This is a genomic window from Paraburkholderia sp. AV2 (assembly GCF_054968425.1).
On the sequence record NZ_JBANLK010000032.1, the window covers coordinates 23,502 to 46,577 of the forward strand.

Consider the following 23,076-nt stretch of genomic DNA (forward strand, 5'->3'; position numbering starts at 1 on the left):
CCGGGATCTACGCCCCGTGGCGAGGGCCGTTGCCATGCCGTCATCGTGCAACGGCTAGTTCAGCAGCTCGGCAATCTCGATCAGGTTCAGGTCGGGGTCTCGCACATAAACCGAGCGGATCTTGTGCGTGGCGCCGGTGCGTGGCACCGGCCCTTCCACAATCGGCCAGTTCGCGTGCTTCAGATGAGCGATGACTTCGTCGAGCGGGACCGTCGCGATGAAGCAGAGGTCCAACGCGCCCGGAGCGGGCAGGTGAGCCTTGGGCTCGAATTCGGCGCCGCGCACGTGCAGATTGATCTTCTGGTTGCCGAAGCGGAAGGCGATGCGGCCCGCGCCGAACGTCTCCAGCTCCATCTGCAGCACGCGGGTATAGAAGTCCTTCGTGGCTTCGGGGGCCACGCAGGTGAGGACGAGATGATCGAGGTGATCGATCAGGGCCATGTCATGCTCCTTGTTGCGCGAACGCGCGCTGTTCGGGAACGCCGTCGGCCAGTGCCGGCGGCGCCAGGTGAAGGTCGAGGCGGCGGCCGGCTTTCAGGATCTGACTGGGCACGTCGTGGCCGACAAGATCGGGCAGCAGGGCAGCGGCATCGAGCGTTGCTGCGAGATTGACGCCGGTGTCGTAGCCGTCGAGTTCCAGCATGTGCACGAGTTCTTCCGTGCAGACGTTGCCGGTCGCGCCCGGTGCATAAGGGCAGCCGCCGAGCCCGCCGAGCGACGAATCGAAGCGGACCACGCCGGCTGCGAGCGCCGCGAGCGTGTTCGCCAGGGCCATGCCGCGCGTGTTGTGGAAGTGCAGCGTGAGTTCGAGGTGAGGGAACGCGTCGATTGCCTGGCGGCACAGATCGCCCACCTGCGAGGGAAAGGCCATGCCGGTCGTGTCGCACAGCGTGATGCCGCGCACGCCCAGATCGGAGAACCGGCTCATCCAGTCCAGCACGGCGGCGGCCGGCACGTCGCCTTCCATCGGGCAGCCCATGGCCGTCGAGAGCGACACGTTGATGGCCACATCGCTCCCGCTCCCGCGCACGGCTGCAACGACATCGCGAAGCTGTGCGAACGATTGCTCGCGGCTCATGCGCAGGTTCGTGCGGTTGTGACTCTCGCTGACCGACATCACGAGATTGACTTCATCGATACCGCAGGCCAATGCGCGCTCGGCGCCGCGCACGTTCGGCACGAGCACCGTGTAGACCACGCCGGGTACGCGCGTGATCCCGTGCATTACCGCTTCGGCGTCGCGCAGCGCGGGAATCGCTTTGGGCGACGTGAACGAGGTGACTTCTATCTTCGCGAAGCCGCACTGTCCGAGGCGGTTCACGAGAGCGATCTTGGCATCCGTATCGACGAAGCGCGCTTCGTTCTGGAAGCCGTCGCGCGTGGCGACTTCGTGGATAGAGAGCTTCTTTCGTGCAGGCGTCATGGTGGCGCTCCTTGCTAGATGATGCCGCGCGAGCGCCAGGCGGCGCGCGTGCCGGCATCGATACCGAGCGCGCCGAGCACGTCATCGGTGTGTTCGCCGAGCGCGGGCGCGGGGCGTTCGATTGTGCCGGGCGTCTCGCTCAGCTTCGGCACGATGCCGGGTACCTGCACCGGCGTGCCGTCGGGCAGCGCAGCCTCGACGATCATGTCGCGGGCCCGGTAGTGCGGGTCGGCGGCAATGTCGGCGGCGTCGTAGACACGGCCGGCCGGAATCTTCGCTTCGTTGAGCGCCGCGAGCACCTCGTCGAGCGTGAGGCGGGCCGCCCATTCGCCAATGGCCGCGTCGATGCGCTCGACGTCCTTCACGCGCCCGTCGTTCTGCGCGAGCGCCGGATCGCTGCCCAGGTCGGGGCGGCCAATCAGGTCCATGAGCCGGCGGAAGATGCTGTCGCCGTTGCCGGCAATCAGCGCGTAGCGGCCGTCGCTGCACCGGTAGGCGTTGCTGGGCGCGATGCCGGGCAGACTGCTGCCCGCAGGCTGCCGGACCGCGCCGAACACGGAATATTCGGGCAGCAGGCTTTCCATCATGTTGAAGACGGATTCGTACAGGGCGACGTCCACCACCTGGCCGCGGCCGCCTTGCTGCTCGCGGTGCCGAAGGGCGAGCAGGATGCCGATCACGCCGTGCAGCGCGGAGAGCGAGTCGCCGAGCGAGATGCCCACGCGAACGGGTGGACGGCCGGGTTCGCCGCTGAGGTGGCGCAAGCCACCCATGGCTTCGGCCACCACGCCGAAGCCGGGGCGGTCGCGATAGGGCCCGGACTGGCCATAGCCGGAGACGCGCAGCATGACGAGCTGCGGATTGATCGTTTGCAGTTCGTCCCAGCCGAGCCCCCACGCTTCGAGCGTGCCGGGCCGGAAGTTTTCGATCAGCACGTCGCTTTGCGCGATCAGGCGGCGCGCGGCGTCCTGACCTTCGGGCGTGCGCAGATCGAGTGTCACGGATTGCTTGTTGCGCGACTGCACAGCCCACCAGACCGACGTGCCTTCGTGCAGCAGACGCCATTTGCGCAACGGGTCGCCGGTTTGCGGCGGCTCGATCTTGATCACCTCGGCGCCGAACTCCGCCAGCATTTTCCCCGCGAAAGGGCCCGCGATGAGCTGCCCCATTTCGAGTACCCGGACACCTTCCAAAGGCCGCATCATCGCCGTGTCTCCTTCCTTCGATCAGTTGGAGACCATGTTGCGCGATTTTCGCGGGCTCGATAATCGATCGATGTTCAAGCAGGCTTTCCCGAACGGAAAGGCGGGGCTGGCGGGAGACGACGCGCGGGCTGCCTCCTGCAACTTCGGGGGGCAGCCCGGATTCCCCGCATCGTTTCATCGATAAGTCCGTATGGCGGGCTGCGATAACCTATCATGCCTGTGAGGCTCCCTAGTCACCCAATCCCATGACCACCGCACCCCTATCCCAGCTCGACCTTTCGAGGTTCCCGCGTCATGTGCTCCTCGATGGACCGACGCCCATTCAGCATCTTCCTCGCCTGAGCGCTCACCTTGGCGGCATCAACATTTACGTCAAACGAGAAGATCTGAACGGCCTGGGGGGCGGCGGTAACAAGCTGCGCAAGCTCGAGTTCCTGATCGGCGAAGCGCTGGCGGGCGGTGCGGATACGATCATTACCGTGGGCGCCCGGCAGTCGAATCACGCGCGCTTGACGGCTGCAGCGGCGGCGCGTGTCGGCCTGCATTGCGAGCTCGTTCTGACCCGGGCGGTGCCCCGTTTCGACGCCGACTATATCGACAACGGAAACATCCTGCTGGATGGCTTGCTGGGTGCGCGCGTGCATGATTTGCCGGGCTCGGCAAACGCGTTGCAATACGCCGAGGAGCGCGCAAACGAGTTGCGCGCGAAAGGCCGTAACGTCTATGTCTGCCCGCTCGGCGGCTCCAGTCCGGTGGGCTGCCTCGGATACGCGGATTGCGCCGCCGAAATCGTGGCGCAATCGAATGCCGCCGGTTTGTCCTTCGATCGCATCGTTGTTCCCAACGGCAGTGGCGGGATGCACGCCGGACTCGTTGCCGGATTTATCGCATTGGAACGGGATCCGTCGATCGTTTCCGCATTCACGGTGTACGGGAAGGCCGGGCAGGCGCGGGCTACCACGCTCGAGAAAGCCAATCAGACGGTCCGGCTCATCAATACGGGCCTGAGCGTCGATAGCGCGGCGATTTCGATTGATGAAGCGCAGCTTGGGCCTGGCTATGGAATCCCAACGGAAGGAATGCGAGAGACCGTTCGCCTGATGGCGTCGACGGAAGGGCTGTTGCTCGATCCCGTGTATGGCGGAAAGGCCTTTGCCGGCCTCTTGCAAAATGCGACCTGCGGAAACTACGTTGCCGGGCAGAATATTCTTTTCGTCATGACCGGTGGTCTTCCCGGGCTTTTTGCTTACCGGAGCGAATTCTGATATCGGTTGGGCGTTTCGGGTAGCGCGAAGAAGGCAGTACGTTTTTCTTTTCTCGTACGCCGAGGATCAGGGGGAGCCCGGCGAGGCGCCCGGGCCTCCGCCCTATTGCCGTGTACTCGTAGAACTGGCGCCCGCCGTTGCTATGCCACGTCCCGCACCTCGACCTCGGGCGCCGTCACAATGCGGTTACGTCCCATTGCCTTCGCCGTATAAAGTGCGGCGTCGGCCCGCGCCATGGCGCGCTCCAGCGTATCGTCCGGAGCGATCTGGTCGACCCCCGCGCTGAGCGTACAACGCACGCCCTCAACAGGCGACTGTTCCACAGCGAGCCGCAATGCATCCGTCAACTCCGCAGCGCTGTTCTTGCGCGCATCCACGAACACAATCGCGAACTCTTCGCCACCCAGCCTTCCAAAAAGATCGTCGGATCGCAGTTGACCGAACACAACCGACGCGATGTGCGTAAGCGCCCGGTCGCCAATTGCGTGACCAAAGCGGTCGTTGATCGACTTGAAGTTGTCGATGTCGAGAATGGCGATGGACAGCGGCTTGCCGGTTGCCAACACGTCGGAAAGCAGTCTGTTCGCTTTCGCCATGAATGCGCGCCGCATGAGTGCGCCGGTCAGCTCGTCGATCGTCGCGAGCTTGTCCATCCTCTTGACGATTTGATCGTGGACCAACATCACCATGCCGATCGACATGCAGGGCAGCGAAACGATCCCCAGACCCACGAGCAAAACGTTCCAGGGTGACGCTTGCAGAAATGTGCTGGGCGGCACGAGGCCGAAGACGACCGCGACGGCCCGCGCGATGTGGATCAAGGCGCCAAGCCAGGCCGCGGCGGTGACGAATCGAAAGGCATAGCGCGCGCCGTCACGCGGCGTGTGACGCAGCGCCAGGATACCCACGGCGATCCGTCCGTAGGCGAAGACGATGGACAGGAGGACGACTCTCGCATCGATGTTCGGCGAGACGCACGTAAAGTACACCAGTGCGGCAAAAACGCCGCCGAACGCCGCCGACTCTTTATGCCGGGCAGGGCGCATGCCGAAGAACTGGCGCGTACCCTGCACGAGCAGCAGCACGGCCACCAGCGCAACGAGGGAAGTGACGACGATCGCAATCTGGCGTGGCCGCTCGCCGGCGAGCAGCACGAATGACGACGTTACCGCGAACAGTGCGTAGGAAGCGCACCAGCGGTCTACCCCCGGCACCGCAGTCCGGTGCAGCGAGCCCAGAATGGCGACGCTCATCAGGCAGGATACGATCAAAATCCCGAATAGCGCGAGCGGGCTGAACATGAGTTTGAGCGGGCGGCAAGAGAGAACGAACGAGGAAAGACACGCCGCCATCAAACGCATGAAAGCAAAACGAAAACCATGAATCTGCGTATCCAGGCGGCGATGGAAGCATATCGTATTGCACGTGTGTCCCGGGAAAATCTCTCGTTCGCCCAACGCATCCGGATAACTACGGCGAATCTTTTCTGGCAATCAGCCATGGGGAGATCCCGGTTCCTGGAATATCCGATCCTTCTGGGGAGGCGGGCAATAATGCAATTGCTCCATCCGGAGCATGCAGAAAAGGGCTTTTAATTAAACGCCGTCTAAACCGGTGTCGCGAACGCAAATCTGGCGATTGCGCAATCGGGCTTTCTCATGTTCCATGCGAACGACCACAGCAGCACTCGTTCGTGCACTTGGGATCGATCCGGTTTTGTGCTATCAAAGTAAGCAGAAAGACCAAGAAAAGAACAAGAATCGATAGTGGGGCTTTCAGGGTTCAGCCGGGGGGCGCGCCAGACAGAAGTCGTGAAAGGAGGCACCCGTGCACGAACCAGATGGTTTCCTGTTGTCGTTGCATGCCGCGGCCCGCGAAGTTCCGGTCGAGGCCTTCCAGGAGCATGCACTTAATCTGCTTAGACAAATCACGGCGCTGAATCTCGATCTGCCAGACCTGTTCGGGAAAAATCGCAGTCCGGGACTACTCAACTATGTGCACCGTTACGGGCATATTCAGGCTTTGATCATCGGCCGCCAGTGCGGGGAAGCGGGCATGCATCAGGCGATCTCGCTGTACCGGGCTCGCGAGGACAAACCGTTCGCGGAGGCGCAGCGCCGGATGCTGGAGGTCGTGTTCCCGCATCTTACGGAGGCTTTGCAAACCAGCATGGCCTTCCACATGGAGCGGATCAGGCCGCGCGGCGGCGAAGTCGCATGGTCGCTCGCCATCTGCGATACGGCCGGGGAGTTCCGCTTCGCCGAGCCGGGCTTTTGCGATCTGCTGCGTGTGGAGTGGCCGAGCCACGCGTACCGTAATTTGCCCACGCAGCTTGCCGGCGTGATCGGCGGAGGCAGGAAAGCGCGCTTTCAGGGGCGCGCGGCGCTCTTCGTCATCGAGGTCGTGCACGATGTCGTTTTCGTGCGCGCCCGTGTGCGCGTACCGGTCGACGCGCTCTCGCCGCGCGAGCTCGAAGTCGCGAAACTGGTGGTCGCAGGCCTCACGCACAAGGAAATCGCGAAGGCGCTTGCGCTCGCACCGGCCACCGTGCGTAATCATCTGCAGGCAATCCATGAGCGCGCCGGCGTGCATACCAATGCGGAGCTCGTGCAGCAGCTCAGGCATGCCGGCGTCTAGAGGGCTTTTCACCAAATCGGGACCGGCGTGTCGAGACGAGCGAAATCACCGGTGTCGAATTCGACGTACGGCACATGGGCACCTTTGCATCGCGCGAAGAGGCGATGACGCGCTCAGGCCGCCGGAATCACGTCGATACGCAAGGCTTCGCCGCCGGCCGCGATGGCGAGCAGGCGGTCGACGTTCGGATGCGCGCCTGGACGAGTGCGCGCATCGGCAGTGTGTTCGGCGAATACAGCAAGGCCATGCTCGGCGGCGCGTGCATCGAGCGTGCCGAAGGCCTGCTTCAGGTAGTGATAGACCGCCAGCGACCCCTGCCTGCCCGGTTTGTTTTCGATGCTTGCCGTCACGGCGCCCTGGCCGTCGACCAGGTCGATGCGCTCGACGCCTTCGATGGCGGGCAGTTGGGCGAGGTTGTCCTTGAATACGTTGCTCGGCTGAATCACTCGAAATACTCCGTTGAAGGGGATGAAACTGGCGGCCCGCATCTTAACCTGGAGCGCGGCTCATCACGTACCCGCTACGCGGGCTGCGGGAGGCTGAGCCTCGAATGCGTCGTGATACGAAACGATTTTGCGAGCGTCATGCCGCGCGTGCCGGTTTGCCCAGATGCAGGGCGGCATACTGTAGAAGCATGATGGTTTTCCCGTCTTCGATCCGGCCTGCCCCGATCCATTCGAGCGCCGTGCTCAACGGCAACTCGACGACTTCGATTTCCTCGCCTTCGGCTTCCACGCCGCCGCCACGGCCCACGCGCATGGACGGGTCGTATTCGCCCACGTAGAAGTGCAATCGCTCGGTCACCGAACCGGGGCTCATGAAAGCCTCGAACACCTTGCGCACCTCGCGCACGCGATAGCCGGTTTCCTCCTCGACTTCGGCGCGGATGCGCGCCTCGGGCGTGGCATTGTCGAGCAGACCGCCCGCGGCCTCGATCAGCATGCCGTCATGGCCGGTGACGAATGCCGGCATGCGGAACTGGCGTGTCAGCACGACGTGCGCGGTTTCGGGATTCCACAGCAGGATCGTCGCGCCGTCGCCGCGGTCGTAGGTCTCCCGGTTCTGCCGCTGCCAGCTCCCGTCGCGGCGGAGGAAATCGAACGTCACCTTTTTCAGCACATACCAGTCGTCGGACAGGACAGTCGTTTCGACGATACGGACCCGCTCGCGCGTTGCGGTCATGGCACTCTCCATTCGACAGATCGGTGACTTGCATGGTAACGTGCATATTCGCGCAATATCAAGAAATTTCGTGCAAACCATGCTGACCAGTCAACGCAAGAAGGCCATTCTGGAAACGCTGCGGCGCGAGGGGCAGGTGCTGGCAGGCAACCTGAGCGAACGGTTTGGCGTGTCGGAGGACACGGTGCGCCGCGATCTGCGGGAACTGGCCGCGGAGGGGTTGCTGCAGCGCGTGCATGGCGGTGCGCTGCCGGCCTCGCCCGCCGTGGCGCCTTTCGCGCAGCGCGAGGGGATGGAGACGGCGGCCAAGCGGCGCATTGCGCGGTGCGCGGCGGCGATGATTGCACCGGGGCAGGTGGTGATCGTGGATGGCGGGACCACCTCGGCGCTCCTCGTCGCCCATCTCGCGCCCGACCTCGCGGCGACGATCGTGACGCACAGTCCGAGTGTCGCCGTCGCGCTCGCGGAGCATCCCGCGCTGGAAGTCGTGCTGATCGGCGGGAAGCTTTACAAGCATTCGATCGTGTCGGTTGGCGCGGCCGCCGTGGAGGCGATCTCGCACATTCACGCCGATCTCTACTTCATGGGGGTGACGGGCGTGCACCCGCAGGCCGGGCTGAGCACCGGCGATTTCGAGGAAGCCTATATCAAGCGCGCGCTCGCCGCGCGCGCCGCAGAGACCGTTGTGCTCGCATCGGCGGCCAAGCTCAATGCCGCCTCGGCGTACCGGATCGGCGACATTTCGCTGGCCCAGACCATCATCGTCGAAGCCTCGACGCCAGAGTCACTGATTGCGCCGGTCGAGCAGGCGGGTGTGACGGTCGTGCGCGCGTGAGGCGGGTGCCATAGGGGGCAAATGCTCCCGTCAACCGCCCAGGGCCACGATGGCCATCGTCAGCGCGCTGCCCAGCGCCACCATGCCTAGGCCCGGCCGCCAGCCTCCCGTGCCGGCGAAACGTCCCAGCGCATAGCCGCCCGCGAAGAGCATCAGCAGGGTCAGCACGCGCGAGACGATCAGGGCGACGGCGAGGTTCTGGAACAGCACGAAGGGCAGCGCAACCGGGAACGTGGAGAGCACGACGATCGTGAAGATCCCGAGCGCGCCCGCGAAGTCCGCGGCGTCCAGCCGGGCGTGGCGGGGCAGGGTTTCCATCGCGGCAATGCGGGCGCGTATGAGTTCGAGCTCGGGCGCGGCGACCAGTCCGCGCAGCGAAGGCGGCAGCGCGTCGTGCAGCTTCCGGACCGCGGCGGCGGGGTCGCCTTCCCGCTTGATGCTCAAGGCGAGCGAAAGCCGCTTGCCTCGGCCCGTGAACGTGCGCACGAGGAACATGACGGCGTCGGCCAGTCCCCATGCGAGGTTGCAGCCGAGCGCCGAATAGAGCATTTTGCGCCCGGCATCGTGCCCCGCGCTCACCACGGAGACCGCCCCGACGAACGTGAGCGCCATGAAGAGGCCAAAACACAGTTCGGAAACGCGGTCGACGGTATCGAGCACGGGTTCGCGCGGTTCGGGCTGGTCATGGCGGGTGGCGAGCGTTGCGTTCATGAAGCGTCCTCGGTTCTGGCGATGGAGGGGGTAGGTCCGTGCGCAAATGCACGCGGGCGATCTCGCATTTTTGAATGTGTACTTTTACCGCGCGCAAGGCGGCATACCGCCGAAGTGTGTTTAATAGGGGCTGCGCGCCGGTGCAACAAGGGTAGCCGCGGAGCGGCGGCGTGTCAGCCACCAGAATCACGGAGAAGTGACATGATGCATATGCTGTTGGGCAACATCGAACCGGGGACGACCGGCGACGAGATTCGCGACCTGCTCGTCAAATATGGCTTCCCGCCTTTCGATGAGATCGCGTTTATCGAGGGCGACGGCTCCCGGCCCGCCGTGGCGCTGACTTTCCACTCGATCGACGCCCATGTGCTCACGAGCCTGCAGTCGCGGCTGCACAATATGTACTGGAAGAATCGCCAGCTTTCGGCAGCAGTTGGGCGCGAGCGCTTCGTCTAAGCCGAAAGGGCACGCCGCCGCTGTCCGGGCGGCGCGTCATGTTGCCATGCATAACTAAGTAATTGGCGGTACATCTGGTTGCGGCCGGCCGTCATGCCGGCCGTTGTGTCGATTGTCGTGCGTCACACCCAAGGCTGTGCGAGCTGCTCGGTTTCGAAGGCACGCACGACGGCCGGGCGTTCGAGCATGCGCGCGAGGTAAGCGCCGATCTGCGGCCACGTACGCGCGGGGCGGTGGAAGCCGCGGGTCCAGCGGCATAGCATCAGCGCGTACGGATCGAGCGCCGTATAGTGCTCGCCGAGCAGCCACGGGCCGCCCGCAGCCGCGAGCTGCGCTTCGATCTGATCGAGCAGCCCGGCGATCTTTGCTTCGGCCTGGGCCGCGACCTGCCGCGCGCCTTCGATATTGCCGGCATCGACCCAGCGCTCGGGATAGAAGTAGACGATCAGTGCGGCTTGCAGCGTATTCGTGAGCCACGCGAGCCACTGATAGAAGTGCGCGCGCTGCGGCGTGCCGAGCGCCGGGGCCAGTGCTTTCGCGGGATGCGTGTCGGCGAGGTGCAGGCAAATGGCGGCCGTTTCGTAGAGCACCAGGTCGTCGTCCACCAGCACGGGAATCAGGCCGTTGGGATTCAGCTTGAGGTAATCGGCCGATTTGTGCTCGTCGTGGGTTCGATCGACGAGCTTCAGCTCGAACGGCTGCCCGATTTCCTCGAGCAGGATGTGCGGAGCCATGCTGGCATTGCTGGGATAGTAGAACAGCGTTTTCATCGGGTCTTTACACTCGGCAGATGCGTTCTGGAATGCAGCGCGGCGATGAGGCAAGCGGTGCATCGGCATTATTGCAGGAAGGCAGGCGGGCACCCAATCCTTTGTTCGCACAAGCAAAACCCTGCATGCCTGGGCGGCGCGCATGATGCGCCAGCAACACAAAACCCGCCGGCTTTTACGACATTTTTTCTTGTGGCACGCGCGGCGCCAACCCTAGACTTCGGTATAGAGCAAGGACCGGAGGGGCTATGTCGAAGCAGCGCACAGCGTCGGGGAATGGAGAAGAACGGATCATCTGCAATCAGCCGGGTATGGGACGGCTCGTGCTGCGACGATTCGATCCCCAGCGCGACTCTTGGGAACATCTCACGAAGCTGCTGCATCGCGCGTTCGCGAGGCTTGCGGCGCTTGGCCTGCACTGCGGCTGCGTGGATCAGGGCGCGAGCGTCACGCGGCAGCGGGCGCTGGCTGGCGACTGCTTCGTTGCGGTGTGCAACGGGCGCATCGTTGGGACGATGACGCTCGAGTCGCGCGACAGCGCCTCGCAGTGCGAGCAGTACCGTCAACGTCACGTCGCCTCGCTGCATCAGTTCGGCGTAGATCCTGCGTGGCAGCAACGCGGCATTGGCCGTGCGCTGCTTGCCTTTGCGGGCTATTGGGCCGCCGCGCGCGGTTTCACGCAACTCGCGCTAGACACGCCGTTTCCTGCCACGCATCTGATCGACTACTACCGGGCTCACGGGTTCAGCCTTGTCGATGTCGTGCGCTTCGCGGGCCGCGGCTACGATAGCGCGATTCTCAGCAAGCCCGCCACGACCGGGTGGCCGTTTCCGGCTTTCCCAGCTTTCCCGGTATCTACGCCACCTGGCGCATTGCCGCGCGGCGCCGCGCATCTGCCGTTATGAGCGATGACCGGCGCCCGCCGCCTTCCGGGCAGGAAGAGGAAGCACGCATCCGGCAGGGCCTGCGCACGCGTGCGCTGCTCAAGATCGTGCTGGTGACGATTGCTTTCAGCCAGGTGCTGGTCATGCTCTTCGGGATGGCCGCACGGACCCTCGATCCGGACGTGTCCGCCATGCCTTCCTTGATCTTCGGCTACGTGACCTGTGCGCTGGTGAGCTACTGGCTGCAGGCGGACGCGCGCCGCGCCTGGCAGCATGCCCGCGAGCGCGGCCATATCCGACGCGGAACGCAAGGCCCACTGCCGGGCATCGAGATCGCGGCGGCGTGCCCGCGTCGCTGGCTCGTGATCCTGTACGCGGAGTTGAATCCCGCCGCCAAGGCCTGACGCGCATTGACGCATTGACGTTTACGCAATTTTTGCGGAGCCATCAGGATTCCTTGCAGCTTTTTGCCGGGCCGCCCGGTATCGTGAGATCAGGCGCATCGGGCGTCATTCCATCAAAAAGCAGCGGGCATATGGCCCAGCGAGGTGCGCGGTGTTGAAACTGCTGATTCCCATACTCGATCGTAACGGCGCACTGGAAGCCGCGCGCCACGGCGCATTTCTCTTCGCGGAGCGCTGCGTTTCCGAGGTCGAGATCGTCGAAGTGCTGGACGAGGTCGGGCAGGACCGGAGCTCGGCTTTCCGGTCGAGAAGCGAGTTGCGGCGCTCCGAAAAGCAGACTATGCGCGACGCGCTCCTGCGCACGCGCGCGATCCTCGACGACGCGGGCGTGCCCTATACCTGGAAGCGCGTGTTCGGCCAGCCCGAGCGGATCATCGCGACTTGCGCGGAGAGTGGTCATGCCGACATCGTCGTGCTCGACGCGAGCCGCCTCGGCTTCTTTCGCAAGTGGGGCATGCTTGCGCGGCTGCGCCGGCTCACGCATACGCCCGTCACGCTGCTCCAGTGAATCGGGCGCCGCAAGGCGTCACCCGGTTGGGACCGTGCCGCGGGCATTGGGCGGGACACCCGTCGCCAGCGCATAGCGCACGAACTGTTCGGCCGGCATTGCCTTCGCATACCGCCATCCCTGCCCGTACCGCACGCCATGGCTTTCGAGCCAGTCGGCCTGGTCCGCGGTTTCCACGCCTTCGGCGATCACTTCGAGCCCGAGGCCGTTCGCCATGGCAATGATGTGCGGCACGATCGCGTCGACTTGCGCGCCCGTACGCAGGGCACGGACGAAGGCCCGATCGATCTTGATGCCGTCCACGGGCAACTCCTGCAGGTAGGCCAGGTTCGAATAGCCGGTGCCGAAATCGTCGATCAGGATCCGGTGGCCCGCTGCACGATAGCGGTCGAGCACAGGAGCGAAACGGCGTGCGTCGATGAATGCGCGCTCGATGGCCTCGAACCAGATTTGCCTCGGCCGCACGCCGTATTGCTCGCAGCCGGCCTGCAAGGTGTCCATCATGCGCGAGGTTTCGAGATCGTCGGGCGTGAGATTGATCGACACGTGCAGATCGCGGTGCCCGGCGAGCAAAGCGCCCACGCCCTCGAACACCGAACGGATCACGAGGTCCGTGATCGGCTGGATCAGGCCTAGCTGCTCGGCCATGGGAATGAACGAATCCGGCGCGACGATGGTGCCGTCGCCGAGGCGCCAGCGCACCAATGCCTCGGCGCCGACACAGCGGCCGCTCTGCAGTTCCACGATAGGCTGGAACCAGGCCTCGAACTGGCGTTGGCGGATTCCCTCCAGCAATGCCGCGCGCGGGGTGCGCTGGCGCCGCCGCCAGGCGAGCACGAGCCAGGCGACGAAGGTGCTGGCGAGCAGGGCGGGGAGGATGAGTGTCTTCATCCACCGCAGCCAGTCGGGGCGGATGCTGCGTTCGGGTTCGTAGGCCACGACGGCGAGCGGATAGCGGCTCGACCGCTCGATGACGTAGTAACGGTCGTCGGTATAAGTCGAGGGACTGCCGCGGCGCACGGCTTCGCGTACGGCGTCCGGATCGGCGTTCGGCCAGCGCGCGATGACGAGCGCATTGTGCGTCTCCAGTATGCCGATTTCGATCGTGTCGTCGAGCGGCACGATGTCGAGGTAGAAGCGTGGATCGAGCACGACGAAATAGTTGCCGTAGCGGATATGGAACATGCGCTGTTCGTGGCCCGGTTTGCCGGTCGTGCTCTGCCACGCCGGGAAGCCGCCCGGCAAGGTCAGTTCGGGCGGCGGCAGCGGGGCGCCGGCGTCGTTGAGCGTCGAGCAGGCGGTACCCTGACCGTCGTTCCAGGCGGCCCCGCGTACGTAGCGGTGCTCCGCTTCCACTTGCCGGAGCAGCCGAAGATGGTCCGCCGTGCAGGGTGGGCCGCTGTAGTGCGAGAGTTCGCGCAAGGCGGCTTGCGCGTCGTCGGTCACGAGTTCGGCGCGCATGAGCGCCCGCCGTGCGTATTCGTCGACCTGGGCGCGCTGGTGGCGCTCGGTCACGGCGCTCATCGTATAGGTGACGACCGCCAGCGTTACCGAAACGGCAAGCGCGGCGAGGGCAATCGTTGCCAACGTTGTCAGTCTGCTGGCCATATAGGGCAGGCGGTTTTGCGCGGCTTCGACGAACGGGACGGCATGAGAGCCGACGCGGCCGGCCCCCTGGCAAGGCGTCAGGCCGGCGCGGCGAGAGACGATTTCGTCCGATGTTAGCGGCTTTCGCGCGAAGCTGGACGGCATGTGTCCGGACGGCGCCGCCCGGCGCGCAGCTTACGCTTTGACAGGTCCGGAGCGGGCTGCGTCGTCGGACACGACGCGGTTGCGCCCGTTTTCCTTCGCGCGATAGAGGCGGCGGTCGGCCGCCGCCATCAGCGTCTCGCAGGTGGCGGGGCCGTCTTCGGGGCTTGCCGCTACGCCAATCGAGATCGAGAACGGAATCGTCTCGGGCCTCGCCGCATCGGGCTGACCGCCGCTGCCCGCGTGCCCGGCGTGCATTTCCACGGCGCGGCGCAGCCGCTCGGCCACGGCGGCGGCGGTGGCGCGATCCGCGTCGGGCAGCAACGCCGCGAACTCCTCGCCGCCGAGGCGCGCCGGCACGTCCACGGTGCGAAGGCTCGTGCGCATGAGGTCGGCGAGGATTTCCAGCACGCGATCCCCCGTGGTATGGCCCCACCGGTCGTTGACGTGCTTGAAGTGGTCGATGTCGATCATCAGCACTGCGATGGGTGTCGGGCCGCCGGGCGCGCGGGCGGCGTGTGCGATGGCTCTGGCGAACGCTTCGTCGAAGGAGCGCCGGTTGGCGAGACCCGTGAGCGGGTCGCTGCGCGCGAGCGCCGCGAGCCGGGCGCTCGCTTCGACGTAGCGGCCGAAAATATGGTTTACGACGCGCAGTGTGCCGAACAGCAGGACGGCGAGCGCGAGCCAGGCGACGATCAAGGGGCTGCTGAACACGTGCTTCGCGGCGTTGAGGGTGAGTTCCAGGTTGTCGGTTGCGCTCGTCAGCCCCCATTGCGTGTCGCCGATGCGCTGGAAGATCAGGTAATGGCCGCCGCGCTCCACCACCGTCTTGCCGTCGCGCAGCCAGGCGCCGGCGGAGGTGTGTGCGGCCTGCAGCAGGTCATCGGTAAAGGACGCGGGCCGGGCCGCGATCATGTCGCCGTTGTGGAAATAGATGGCGTTGCCGTTGCTGTTGACGAGCGCGAAGTCGGCAGCCGCTTCGTCGTCGGTGAGGATGCCTGACGAGAGTTGCAGCGCGAGCAGGCGCGACGGCGTGACGTCCATGAGCACCACGCCGCGAAAGCGGCCGCGGACGTAGACCGGCGCGCTGAGGGTTGCGATGGCTTCTCCTTGCTGAAATTCCGTGTAGACCGGTGTCCAGACGACGTCGTGGGACGTATTGCTGTCAGGCAACTGGCCGCGGTAATAGGGCATTTTTTCGAAGCGGCGGAACATGGCTTCGACATTGGCCGCCGGGCGTTGCGGCGAGATCACGTAGAGCCCGTTCGACGAGATGAACGCCGCGGTCCTTTCCACGGCGTCCGCATTCTGGCTGATCGCGAGGAGCGGTCCGATCTGGCGGGCGAGCACGAGGTCCGCCGGGAGCGTGGCGTCGTCGCGGCGAAAACCTTTGAGTCCGTAGAGGCCCGCAGCGTTCGTGCCGAACACGGGCGGTCCATCCATGGCGCCGGCGATTTCCCAGGTGTTCAGGCTCGTGTCGGAATCGGCGGTGGACGTGGCAGCCGGAGCGGGGTGGGGCGGGGTTGCGTGGGACGGACGGGCGTTGTGCGGCGGCTCCGGCTCCGGGATGGACGCCAGTACGTGCTGTGCATAGTCGCGCAGAAACAGCAGCCGGCGGCTTTCGGAGGCGATCAGCGCATTCACGCCCGCGGCCCGGACCTCCAGGTCGCGCTGCCGGTTTTCCAGGTCCTGGCGGGTTATCTGGTAGAGCTGACGTATCCCGACGGTCGCCACGAGCGCCATCGCGCAAACGAAGCATAACGTCACGATCAGGCGCGGACGCTTCATCACGATGCGGGAAACGATGCCCGCGTGCTTGCCGGTCTGGGTAGCCGCGTGCTTGCCTGTTTGCCGCGATGGGTCCGCCGTACGATCCATGGATCTCCCCGATCCGCCGAAGCAGCGCGTGAAATCCGGGGCCACCGCCCGCAGGGCGCGGGCTGGGCCGGTCCGGACAATGGGCCAAGGATAGCATCGCCCGCGAATGCCCGGACGGTGGCGGTCCTTCCACCTTCGACGTCTTACCCGCGCCAGGCCGAGTGGCGGATCACGCTGCAGAAGTTGCCGGCGTGAAAATGCGGATCCTTGTCGGCGAGCACGTCGGTCTTCACGTTGCCGAACGTCGTCGCCGGCTTGTGGTGGATGCCATCGTAGAACGCCTGGATGATGTCTTCCTTGAAATGCGGGGTGCGCGGATGCGCGTGCACGATCGCTTCGCGTTCGGCGTCGCTGTATTTTTCATAGGCGAGGCCGAGCACGTCCATTTCGACACCTGCCGTCACGAGCGCGATTACCGGATGCATATGTTCGGGAATGCCAGGTGTCGTGTGAAGCGCGATGGCGGTCCACACGAGATCGATGTCCTGTTGCGCGATGCCGTGGCTCTTCAGGAAATCGCGCGCCGCGTTGGCGCCGTCCACTTCGAAGCGCTCGTGCGGACTGCTGTGCGCGTGCATAAGGCCCACGTCATGGAACATCGCGCCTGCGTAGAGCAGCTCGGGGTCGAATTTCAGTCCGCGCTGCCGGCCCGCGAGCGCGCCGAAGTAGTACACCCGGCTCGAATGATGGAACAGCAGCGGCGTTTCGGTGTCGCGCACGAATTCGGTGATCTCCCGGGCCAGTTGGCTATCGGGAATTGCAACGTCGTTCAGGTCGAAGCTCATGGGAATCTCCGTGTGGGAAGCGGTGTGCATCTATTGTGGTTCGTGCGAGAATTGTCCTCAATTGACTGAAGGCGCCAGATTCTGCCATTTCGCGCAGGATCCGGACATGGAAGCGGAGTGACAGGAAACATGGCCAGAATCGTCGCCATTCTTGCGTTGCCGGGCGTCCAGCTGCTGGACGTGAGCGGGCCGCTCGACGTCTTCGCGCAAGCGAATCGGGAGGCCGGCCGGCATGTCTACGATCTGCGCGTGGTAGCATGCCGGCCCGGCCCCATTCGCAGTTCCTCGGGCGTGCGGCTGGTGGCCGATGCGGTGGCCGGCGCTGCGGCCGCTCAGGGGCAAGCCGGAACGCAGGCAGCGGGCGAGGGGCAGGAGCGCATCGACACGCTGCTCGTGGCCGGCGCCCCCGACGCCGCCACCGCGCAGTTGCCCGCGCGCGTGCAGGCGTGGCTGCGGGCGAGCGCCGCGCGCAGCCGGCGCTACGGATCGGTCTGCACAGGCGCCTTCGTGCTTGCCGCGAGCGGCCTGTTGCACAAGCGCCGCGTGACGACGCACTGGGCCGCGGCGGAGCGGCTCGCGCAGATGTGCCCCGGTGCGATTGTCGAGGCGGATTCGCTCTACGTGCGCGACGGCAAGTTGCGCACGGCGGCGGGTGTGACGGCCGGTCTCGATCTCGCGCTCTCGCTCGTGGAGGAGGATCTCGGGCGCGAGATTGCGATGCGGGTGGCAAGCCAGCTCGTGATGTTCTTCAAGCGGCCCGGCGGTCAGTTGCAGTTCAGCCGCGGCGGCGCCGCGCAGCCGTCCGGGCGCTCCGCGCTGCAGGAGGTGCAGCGCTGGGTGGCGGCGCATCCCGAGGAACCGCACCGCGTGCCCGATCTTGCTGCCCGCGTGGGCCTGAGCCCGCGCCATTTCGCACGGCTCTTCCAGTCCGAGGTCGGCATGACGCCGGCGGCCTGGGTCGAAACCGTCCGCGTCAATGCCGCGCGCGGCCTGCTGGAGACGTCGGGCGAGGCGCCCAAGCGCGTCGCGACCCGCTGCGGGTTTGCGAATGCCGACACGCTGCGGCGCGCATTCATCAAGCATGTCGGCGTGACGCCGGCAGAATATCGCCGGCGTTTCGCTTCGCATGCGGCAGCGGGTACGACAGCCCGCCAGATTCGGTAAGGATTAGAAAGTGATTCGTGGCGCATCGGGAGGGCATGCGCAGTGCATCCGCAGTACATCATTTGTGCCTGAACAAGATAAGACGCCACCCTGCAAAGACAATACCGGCGATAATCTGCGAAATTAAGCGCCGCCCGCTGCGAGGGGGCGATCGGCCGGCAAAAATACAATCCACGCGACAAACTTATGTTCTCGATCCTGCCCGCGTTCGTGTCCGCGCAGTTTCTCGGATTCGGCGTATACGTGCTGCTCACGGAAGGCGTGACGCGCCTTTCGGTGCCGTTCGCCCTGATGTGCGCGACCACGTTCATCTGGCAGGGCACGTGGGCCTTTCTGTTCCAGATCTCAGACCCCGAGCTTTCGGGCATGCTCGTCAAGCTGGGCTATCTCTTCATCCTGTTCCTGCCCACCACCTTCTATCACTTCGTTGCCGAAGTCACCGCGCGGCGCGGCGAGAAGCCGTTCCTCGTCGCCTCGTACAGCCTGAGCGCCGTGCTGGCGGTGCTGCTGGTCCTGAGCAACTGGGTGGTGGACGGCTATGGCACGTTCTTCTTCGGGCGCTACCCGAAGGCGGGCCTGCTGCATCCCCTGCACGTCTTGCAGACGGTGGTGCTCACGCTGCGCAGCGGCTGGCTGCTGGTTTCGGCACACCGGCAGACGCACGCGCACGACCGCCGCAAGCTGCTCGACCTCTGCCTGGTGAGTCTGTGCCTCTACGGCCTCGCCGCCAGCGATTACGCCGTGAACTACGGCGTCGGCTTCTATCCGGTGGGGGCCCTCTTCATTGCCGTGAGCCTCGGCATACTGGCCGTGACGATCGTGCGCTACGGCCTCATGCGGCCGTATCTGCTCGCGGCCACGGTCGCGCACGAAGTCGCGACGCCGCTTGCCGCCATCGGCATGCACGCCGAGGAGATCGGCAACGTGCTGCCCGAACTGATGCGCGGCTATCAACTGGCCGTGCAGCATCAGCTCTGCGTGGACGGCCTGTATCCCGGGCAGTCGGAACGGCTCACGTCGCTCGCTTCCTCGATCCGCCGGCAGGTGGACAGCACGAGCACCGTGGTCGAGATGTCGCTCGCGTCGTTCACGCTGGACCGGCTCGACCGGCGCAGCTTCGAAATCTGCTCCATGCGTTCGTGCGTGAACGCGGCGCTCGAACGCTTTCCGTTTCGCGCCGGCGAGCGCGAGATGGTGGACGTCGAGCCGATGGAAGCCTCGCTGCGCTTCTCGGGTTCCGATTCGCTCGTGGTCTTCGTGCTTTTCAACCTGCTCAAGAACGCGCTTTTCGCAATCCAGAACGCCGGCGGCCCGGGGCGCGTCGAGATCGGCGCGCACGACGAAAACGGCTTTTGCGTCCTCACTTTCCGCGACACCGGACCGGGCATTGCCGCGGATATTCTGCCGCGCATTTTCGACCCGTTCTTTTCGACCAAATCGCATGGCCGCGGTGTCGGCATGGGCCTCGCTTTCTGCCGGCGCGTGGCGGATGCGCTGGGCGGCAGCATCGCATGCGAATCGGAGCCGGGCGTCCACGCCACGTTCACGCTGCGCCTGCCGCAGCCCGGGTCCCCCGCGGACCGCGCGCTGCATGATATGTCGGGGCGACCCCGCCGCTGGGCGGCGGGGCAGGACTATGCGGGTTAATTCACGCCCGAAGGCAGGATCAGCTCATATTCCTTGACCCGTTCGATGATGCCCGGCGGGAAGCGGCGAATGCGCTTGTCGGTGCCGGCGAACAGGATCTGCTGATAGCCGAGCGATACCGGCTGCCCGTCCACGCAGAAGCGGAACACGAGATAGGCGGAGCATTGCCGCACCTGGAACGTATTCAGATAGCAATCCACACGCTGGAACGGGAATGTCTCCTGAACGTACTCCTGATGCGCGCGCTTGGTCACGAACACGCCACCCGAAGCGAGCAGATTGTTGTGGATGCATTCGTGGAACCAGCGTTCTCGGCAAATGCCTTGCCATTCGAAATAGCGCGCGAAATAGGTGTTCATGAAGGCATTGGAGTCCTTGAGATAGATGTCGATCACGTGATGGAACGTCTTGCTGGGCGTTGCATCCGTGATCTGCTCGGAGAGCTGTGCAGTGCCACGGGTAAGGAGGGCGGGAATGGCTTCGCGTGTGAACATCGTATAACTCCGGAGGGTGACTGCAGGCGGCAGCCGCGCATGTCATTCCGCGAAATGACATGCGAGCATTCTGGCCCCCTTCGTGCGCCGCAAAAACGGCTCGGACCACACTGTTTTTGCGCCCTTGGCGTAGCCAACGTTTGCCGTTGATGCGCATCGCATTCGAGGCCGCACACTACTGCTCACAGGTTGCTGCGCGATGCGATATCGCCGCATAATCTGGACGCTTTGCACCGGGTATCGCGCACGGAATCGTTGCCGCCCCGGCCTGTATTTACTGAGGCAACCATGAGTTCGATAGTCAGACAGCCGGTGCTGTATCCCGTATCCGTAGTGTTCGTCGACGACAGCGCCGATTTTCTCCACGCCTTGCGCGGGTTCTTTCACGATGCGCCCATGCATCGCTTCTACACGGACCCGCACGAGGCGCTCGCGCACGTGGCTTCGCGGGCGGAGCGGCACGCCGCGAAGAGTCCGTTGTCGGGGCCGGCCTGGTCGGAATTCGAGAAGCGGGGGGGCAATGCGCTGGGCGAGGACGTGATGGCCGATGCCGCGCGCTTCGAGGATATTGCGGCGCTCGTGGTGGACTGCGAAATGCCGGGTATGGACGGCATTCAGTTTCTTTCCTCGGTGACCGGCACGGCGTGCTCGAAGATCCTGCTCACGGGGACGGCGAACGAGTCGCACGCCGTGGAGGCGTTCAACGCGGGCCTGATCGACTACTACCTGAAGAAGAGCGATCCGGCGATGACGCGCAAGCTCGCACGCGTGCTCGACGAGGCGAAGCAGAAGTATTGCGCGGGCCGTGGTCACATCGGCGTGCACGGGGTCGGTTCGATCTATGCGGCTCCGCAGACGCAGGAGGTGCTCGACGAACTTGCGCAGCGCGAGCGCATTGTCGAGTACTACTGGCGGCCCGAGCAGAACGCCGTGCTGACCCTCGATGCGCTCGGCAACACCGGCGTGTTTCTGGCGTGGGACAGCCGCGACTGGGTGGCGCAATGCGACGTCGTGGCGGACGAGGGCGGGCCGGCCGAGCTGCTCGAGGCCATGACGGCCCGAAACGCGATGCCGGTATTCTGGCCGGGCGAAGCGTATCGGCCAGGCTCGGCCAGCGTGCCCATGGCGACGCCGGTGCCGATGCCCGGCGTGGACGGCGCGCACTGGAGCTGGACCCGGCTCGATGCGGCGGTGCTCGAACCGGGCATGTCAACGTTTGCCGCCTGGCGCCAGCAGCGTCAGAAGGTTTCCCAGTCCTGACTGTCCCCCGCGGCTGCCTCGGCCGTTGCCGCGGGCTGGCGTGCGGGTGCCGCCGCGGCGCTCGGGCGGGACTTCAATACCGGTTCGCGCGGGGCTGCTGGACGCACCGGCACCGGCGCCTTGCGTGTGGAAACGGCCAGCGGCGCGGGGGCGGCAGGAGCGATCGGCGCGGCAGCGGCCGAGTAGGCGGCCCCGCCAATCCGGAACACCGAAACCACCTCGCGCAGGCCCTGCGATTGCGTGGCCATGGTCTGTGCCGCCGCCGACGCCTCTTCCACGAGTGCGGCGTTCTGCTGGGTCATCTCGTCCATCTGTGAGACGGCCCGATTGACCTGCTCGATACCCGAATGCTGCTCCTCGGAGGCGGCCGAGATCTCGCCCATGAGGTCGGCCACGCACTTCGCGGACTGCACCACTTCGTCGATCGTCGTACCCGCTTCGTCGACGAGCTTCGAACCTTCCACCACCTGCGTCACCGACTGGCCGATCAGTTCCTTGATCTCCTTGGCTGCGCTCGCGCTGCGCTGCGCGAGGCTGCGTACTTCGGCGGCGACCACGGCGAAGCCGCGCCCCTGGTCGCCGGCGCGCGCGGCTTCAACGGCCGCGTTGAGCGCGAGGATGTTGGTCTGGAACGCAATGCCGTCGATTACGCCGATGATCTGCTCGACACGCTCCGACGTGGTCGAGATAGCGTGCATCGTGGCCACGACGCGGCGCACGACCTCGCCGCCGCGCGCCGCGACTTCGGCCGCGTTGGCGGCGAGCGTATTGCCCTGGCGCGCGTTGTCGGTGTTGTGCTTGACCGTGGCCGTGAGCTCTTCCATGCTCGCGGCCGTTTCCTCCAGCGAGGCGGCCTGCTCCTCGGTGCGCGAGGACAGGTCGAGGTTGCCGGTGGCGATCTCGTTGGCTCCCGTGGTGATCGATTCGGCCGAGGTCTGGATGCGGCGGACGGTGTCCACGAGCTGATGCTGCATCTGGCTCATCGCATACAGCAGGCTGCGCTCGCCGCCGCCCGAAATTTTCACCTGCGCGCCGAGGTCGCCCGAGGCGATGCGCGCGCAGATCTCGGCCGCGTAGTCGGGCTCGCCGCCGAGGCTCGTGCGGATGCTGCGGATCAGCCAGAGCATGCCGAGCGTGATCGCCGCGCCGATCAGGCAGACCAGCGCGAGGTTGCTCGCGAGGGCGCGATAGAACGCGTCGTCGATGTCGTCCACGTAGACGCCCGTGAACACGTGCCAGTCCCACGCCGGCACGAAATCCGAGTAGGTGATCTTGCCGACGGGCGAGCTGTGCCCGGGTTTCGGCCAGACGTACTGACTATAGCGATTGCCGCCCGGCGACGAGCTTTTGACGATCGCCACGGCCACGTGCGTGCCCTGCGGATCGACCATGTCGGCCTGGCTTTTGCCTTCCATATCGGGCCTGGGCGGCACGAGCAGGGCCACGGTCTGCGAGTCGTAGATACCGAAGTAGCCGCTCTGGTCGGCTCCGTAGCGCATGTTGCGCAGCGCGGCGAGCGCCTGGCGCTTCGCGTCGTCGGTCGAAAGCTGGCCCGAGGCCGCCTGCTTCTGATACCCGGCGATGAGGCCCATGGCGCTCTCGGTCTGCTGGGCCAGCAGGTCCTTGCGGTCGTCCAGCATGCCCTGGCGCGTCATGACGGCGTTCGCCACGACCATGACGACGAGCGAAATCCAAAGCAGGGCGACGATGCTCCATGCTCGCTTATTCAACGATAGACGTTTCACTTTTCCGAGTTCCC

At 65.3% G+C, this 23,076-nt stretch carries 23 protein-coding genes; 10 read left to right on the top strand and 13 right to left on the bottom strand.

Going from position 1 to position 23,076, the window contains the following annotated elements:
• Nucleotides 1-54: 54 nt before the first annotated feature.
• From V8683_RS20910 to V8683_RS20920, 3 genes are read right to left on the bottom strand one after another with little or no spacing between them, the layout of a single operon-like run.
• Nucleotides 55-441 carry a VOC family protein gene (locus tag V8683_RS20910; protein ID WP_411192924.1) on the bottom strand — a complete coding sequence of 129 codons (387 nt, stop codon included), beginning with the start codon at nucleotides 439-441 and terminating at the stop codon, nucleotides 55-57.
• A gap of 1 nt (nucleotide 442) precedes the next feature.
• Entirely contained in the window at nucleotides 443-1,423 is a 981-nt protein-coding gene (locus V8683_RS20915; RefSeq protein ID WP_411192925.1) for a hydroxymethylglutaryl-CoA lyase, read from the bottom strand.
• A 14-nt stretch (nucleotides 1,424-1,437) separates the two neighbouring features.
• The gene (locus V8683_RS20920) at nucleotides 1,438-2,628 is read right to left on the bottom strand and encodes a CaiB/BaiF CoA transferase family protein (protein ID WP_411192926.1); all 1,191 of its coding nucleotides are present in this window, start codon (nucleotides 2,626-2,628) and stop codon (nucleotides 1,438-1,440) included.
• A gap of 245 nt (nucleotides 2,629-2,873) precedes the next feature.
• Between V8683_RS20920 and V8683_RS20925 the strand changes: the two genes are divergently transcribed.
• The gene (locus tag V8683_RS20925; protein ID WP_411192927.1) at nucleotides 2,874-3,893 is read left to right on the top strand and encodes a D-cysteine desulfhydrase family protein; all 1,020 of its coding nucleotides are present in this window, start codon (nucleotides 2,874-2,876) and stop codon (nucleotides 3,891-3,893) included.
• Between the two features lie 140 nt (nucleotides 3,894-4,033).
• On the opposite strand, the gene V8683_RS20930 is transcribed toward V8683_RS20925, so the two are convergent.
• A complete protein-coding gene (locus tag V8683_RS20930) occupies nucleotides 4,034-5,386 on the bottom strand; it encodes a GGDEF domain-containing protein (protein ID WP_462880673.1) in 1,353 nt (450 codons plus the stop codon).
• A 334-nt stretch (nucleotides 5,387-5,720) separates the two neighbouring features.
• On the opposite strand from V8683_RS20930, the gene V8683_RS20935 reads away from it, so the two are divergent.
• Nucleotides 5,721-6,530, top strand: coding sequence for a helix-turn-helix transcriptional regulator (locus tag V8683_RS20935; RefSeq protein WP_411192930.1), 810 nt, complete (start codon nucleotides 5,721-5,723; stop codon nucleotides 6,528-6,530).
• 113 nt (nucleotides 6,531-6,643) lie between these two features.
• Here V8683_RS20935 and V8683_RS20940 read toward each other — a convergent pair whose 3' ends face one another.
• Both V8683_RS20940 and V8683_RS20945 read right to left on the bottom strand, forming a co-directional pair.
• Nucleotides 6,644-6,976: a DUF2322 family protein gene (locus V8683_RS20940; protein WP_411192931.1), complete on the bottom strand. Its 333-nt coding sequence runs from the start codon at nucleotides 6,974-6,976 to the stop codon at nucleotides 6,644-6,646.
• Nucleotides 6,977-7,112: 136 nt separating this feature from the next.
• On the bottom strand, nucleotides 7,113-7,712 hold the full coding sequence (locus V8683_RS20945; protein ID WP_411192932.1) for an NUDIX domain-containing protein: 600 nt from the start codon (nucleotides 7,710-7,712) through the stop codon (nucleotides 7,113-7,115).
• 79 nt (nucleotides 7,713-7,791) lie between these two features.
• Between V8683_RS20945 and V8683_RS20950 the strand changes: the two genes are divergently transcribed.
• Complete coding sequence (locus V8683_RS20950) at nucleotides 7,792-8,547, top strand: DeoR/GlpR family DNA-binding transcription regulator (RefSeq protein ID WP_411192933.1); 756 nt, start codon at nucleotides 7,792-7,794, stop codon at nucleotides 8,545-8,547.
• A 30-nt stretch (nucleotides 8,548-8,577) separates the two neighbouring features.
• Here V8683_RS20950 and V8683_RS20955 read toward each other — a convergent pair whose 3' ends face one another.
• Nucleotides 8,578-9,258, bottom strand: coding sequence for a hypothetical protein (locus V8683_RS20955; protein WP_411192934.1), 681 nt, complete (start codon nucleotides 9,256-9,258; stop codon nucleotides 8,578-8,580).
• A gap of 201 nt (nucleotides 9,259-9,459) precedes the next feature.
• On the opposite strand from V8683_RS20955, the gene V8683_RS20960 reads away from it, so the two are divergent.
• Nucleotides 9,460-9,714: an RNA-binding protein gene (locus V8683_RS20960; protein WP_411192935.1), complete on the top strand. Its 255-nt coding sequence runs from the start codon at nucleotides 9,460-9,462 to the stop codon at nucleotides 9,712-9,714.
• Nucleotides 9,715-9,836: 122 nt separating this feature from the next.
• On the opposite strand, the gene V8683_RS20965 is transcribed toward V8683_RS20960, so the two are convergent.
• Entirely contained in the window at nucleotides 9,837-10,484 is a 648-nt protein-coding gene (locus tag V8683_RS20965; protein ID WP_411192936.1) for a glutathione S-transferase family protein, read from the bottom strand.
• Nucleotides 10,485-10,795: 311 nt separating this feature from the next.
• On the opposite strand from V8683_RS20965, the gene V8683_RS20970 reads away from it, so the two are divergent.
• The 3 genes from V8683_RS20970 to V8683_RS20980 all read left to right on the top strand — a co-directional run bounded on the left by V8683_RS20970 (nucleotide 10,796) and on the right by V8683_RS20980 (nucleotide 12,340).
• Nucleotides 10,796-11,389: a GNAT family N-acetyltransferase gene (locus tag V8683_RS20970; RefSeq protein WP_411193528.1), complete on the top strand. Its 594-nt coding sequence runs from the start codon at nucleotides 10,796-10,798 to the stop codon at nucleotides 11,387-11,389.
• Nucleotides 11,386-11,772 carry a hypothetical protein gene (locus V8683_RS20975; protein ID WP_411192937.1) on the top strand — a complete coding sequence of 129 codons (387 nt, stop codon included), beginning with the start codon at nucleotides 11,386-11,388 and terminating at the stop codon, nucleotides 11,770-11,772. The genes V8683_RS20970 and V8683_RS20975 overlap by 4 nt, the downstream gene beginning before the upstream one ends.
• A gap of 151 nt (nucleotides 11,773-11,923) precedes the next feature.
• Nucleotides 11,924-12,340: a universal stress protein gene (locus V8683_RS20980; protein ID WP_411192938.1), complete on the top strand. Its 417-nt coding sequence runs from the start codon at nucleotides 11,924-11,926 to the stop codon at nucleotides 12,338-12,340.
• 18 nt (nucleotides 12,341-12,358) lie between these two features.
• Here V8683_RS20980 and V8683_RS20985 read toward each other — a convergent pair whose 3' ends face one another.
• From V8683_RS20985 to V8683_RS20995, 3 genes are all read right to left on the bottom strand, one after another.
• Nucleotides 12,359-13,927 (bottom strand): EAL domain-containing protein, encoded by a 1,569-nt coding sequence (locus tag V8683_RS20985; protein WP_411192939.1) that lies wholly within the window; start codon nucleotides 13,925-13,927, stop codon nucleotides 12,359-12,361.
• 195 nt (nucleotides 13,928-14,122) lie between these two features.
• A complete protein-coding gene (locus tag V8683_RS20990) occupies nucleotides 14,123-15,967 on the bottom strand; it encodes a diguanylate cyclase (RefSeq protein ID WP_411192940.1) in 1,845 nt (614 codons plus the stop codon).
• A gap of 143 nt (nucleotides 15,968-16,110) precedes the next feature.
• Nucleotides 16,111-16,752 carry an HD domain-containing protein gene (locus V8683_RS20995; protein ID WP_411192941.1) on the bottom strand — a complete coding sequence of 214 codons (642 nt, stop codon included), beginning with the start codon at nucleotides 16,750-16,752 and terminating at the stop codon, nucleotides 16,111-16,113.
• Between the two features lie 129 nt (nucleotides 16,753-16,881).
• Here V8683_RS20995 and V8683_RS21000 point away from each other — a divergent pair, with 129 nt between their 5' ends.
• Together V8683_RS21000 and V8683_RS21005 are read left to right on the top strand one after the other, a co-directional pair.
• Entirely contained in the window at nucleotides 16,882-17,916 is a 1,035-nt protein-coding gene (locus V8683_RS21000) for a GlxA family transcriptional regulator (protein WP_411192942.1), read from the top strand.
• Nucleotides 17,917-18,102: 186 nt separating this feature from the next.
• Nucleotides 18,103-19,563, top strand: coding sequence for a sensor histidine kinase (locus V8683_RS21005; protein WP_411192943.1), 1,461 nt, complete (start codon nucleotides 18,103-18,105; stop codon nucleotides 19,561-19,563).
• Here V8683_RS21005 and V8683_RS21010 read toward each other — a convergent pair.
• Complete coding sequence (locus V8683_RS21010) at nucleotides 19,560-20,057, bottom strand: acyl-CoA thioesterase (RefSeq protein ID WP_411192944.1); 498 nt, start codon at nucleotides 20,055-20,057, stop codon at nucleotides 19,560-19,562. The genes V8683_RS21005 and V8683_RS21010 overlap by 4 nt on opposite strands.
• A gap of 288 nt (nucleotides 20,058-20,345) precedes the next feature.
• On the opposite strand from V8683_RS21010, the gene V8683_RS21015 reads away from it, so the two are divergent.
• Nucleotides 20,346-21,317: a response regulator gene (locus V8683_RS21015; RefSeq protein ID WP_411192945.1), complete on the top strand. Its 972-nt coding sequence runs from the start codon at nucleotides 20,346-20,348 to the stop codon at nucleotides 21,315-21,317.
• Here the strand turns inward: V8683_RS21015 and V8683_RS21020 are convergent.
• Complete coding sequence (locus tag V8683_RS21020; RefSeq protein WP_462880674.1) at nucleotides 21,296-23,047, bottom strand: methyl-accepting chemotaxis protein; 1,752 nt, start codon at nucleotides 23,045-23,047, stop codon at nucleotides 21,296-21,298. The genes V8683_RS21015 and V8683_RS21020 overlap by 22 nt on opposite strands.
• Between the last annotated feature and the right edge of the window lie 29 nt (nucleotides 23,048-23,076).

What these genes read in the sequence shown, in the direction of transcription:
- V8683_RS20995 (WP_411192941.1), bottom strand. Translation starts at nt 16,752, where the DNA reads ATGAGCTTCGACCTGAACGACGTTGCAATTCCCGATAGCCAACTGGCC.
- V8683_RS21005 (WP_411192943.1), top strand. Translation starts at nt 18,103, where the DNA reads ATGTTCTCGATCCTGCCCGCGTTCGTGTCCGCGCAGTTTCTCGGATTC.
- V8683_RS20955 (WP_411192934.1), bottom strand. Translation starts at nt 9,258, where the DNA reads ATGAACGCAACGCTCGCCACCCGCCATGACCAGCCCGAACCGCGCGAA.
- V8683_RS21015 (WP_411192945.1), top strand. Translation starts at nt 20,346, where the DNA reads ATGAGTTCGATAGTCAGACAGCCGGTGCTGTATCCCGTATCCGTAGTG.
- V8683_RS20920 (WP_411192926.1), bottom strand. Translation starts at nt 2,628, where the DNA reads ATGATGCGGCCTTTGGAAGGTGTCCGGGTACTCGAAATGGGGCAGCTC.
- V8683_RS20970 (WP_411193528.1), top strand. Translation starts at nt 10,796, where the DNA reads ATGGGACGGCTCGTGCTGCGACGATTCGATCCCCAGCGCGACTCTTGG.
- V8683_RS20975 (WP_411192937.1), top strand. Translation starts at nt 11,386, where the DNA reads ATGAGCGATGACCGGCGCCCGCCGCCTTCCGGGCAGGAAGAGGAAGCA.
- V8683_RS21010 (WP_411192944.1), bottom strand. Translation starts at nt 20,057, where the DNA reads ATGTTCACACGCGAAGCCATTCCCGCCCTCCTTACCCGTGGCACTGCA.
- V8683_RS20965 (WP_411192936.1), bottom strand. Translation starts at nt 10,484, where the DNA reads ATGAAAACGCTGTTCTACTATCCCAGCAATGCCAGCATGGCTCCGCAC.
- V8683_RS21000 (WP_411192942.1), top strand. Translation starts at nt 16,882, where the DNA reads ATGGCCAGAATCGTCGCCATTCTTGCGTTGCCGGGCGTCCAGCTGCTG.
- V8683_RS20915 (WP_411192925.1), bottom strand. Translation starts at nt 1,423, where the DNA reads ATGACGCCTGCACGAAAGAAGCTCTCTATCCACGAAGTCGCCACGCGC.
- V8683_RS20945 (WP_411192932.1), bottom strand. Translation starts at nt 7,712, where the DNA reads ATGACCGCAACGCGCGAGCGGGTCCGTATCGTCGAAACGACTGTCCTG.
- V8683_RS20960 (WP_411192935.1), top strand. Translation starts at nt 9,460, where the DNA reads ATGATGCATATGCTGTTGGGCAACATCGAACCGGGGACGACCGGCGAC.
- V8683_RS20910 (WP_411192924.1), bottom strand. Translation starts at nt 441, where the DNA reads ATGGCCCTGATCGATCACCTCGATCATCTCGTCCTCACCTGCGTGGCC.
- V8683_RS20950 (WP_411192933.1), top strand. Translation starts at nt 7,792, where the DNA reads ATGCTGACCAGTCAACGCAAGAAGGCCATTCTGGAAACGCTGCGGCGC.
- V8683_RS20925 (WP_411192927.1), top strand. Translation starts at nt 2,874, where the DNA reads ATGACCACCGCACCCCTATCCCAGCTCGACCTTTCGAGGTTCCCGCGT.
- V8683_RS20990 (WP_411192940.1), bottom strand. Translation starts at nt 15,967, where the DNA reads ATGGATCGTACGGCGGACCCATCGCGGCAAACAGGCAAGCACGCGGCT.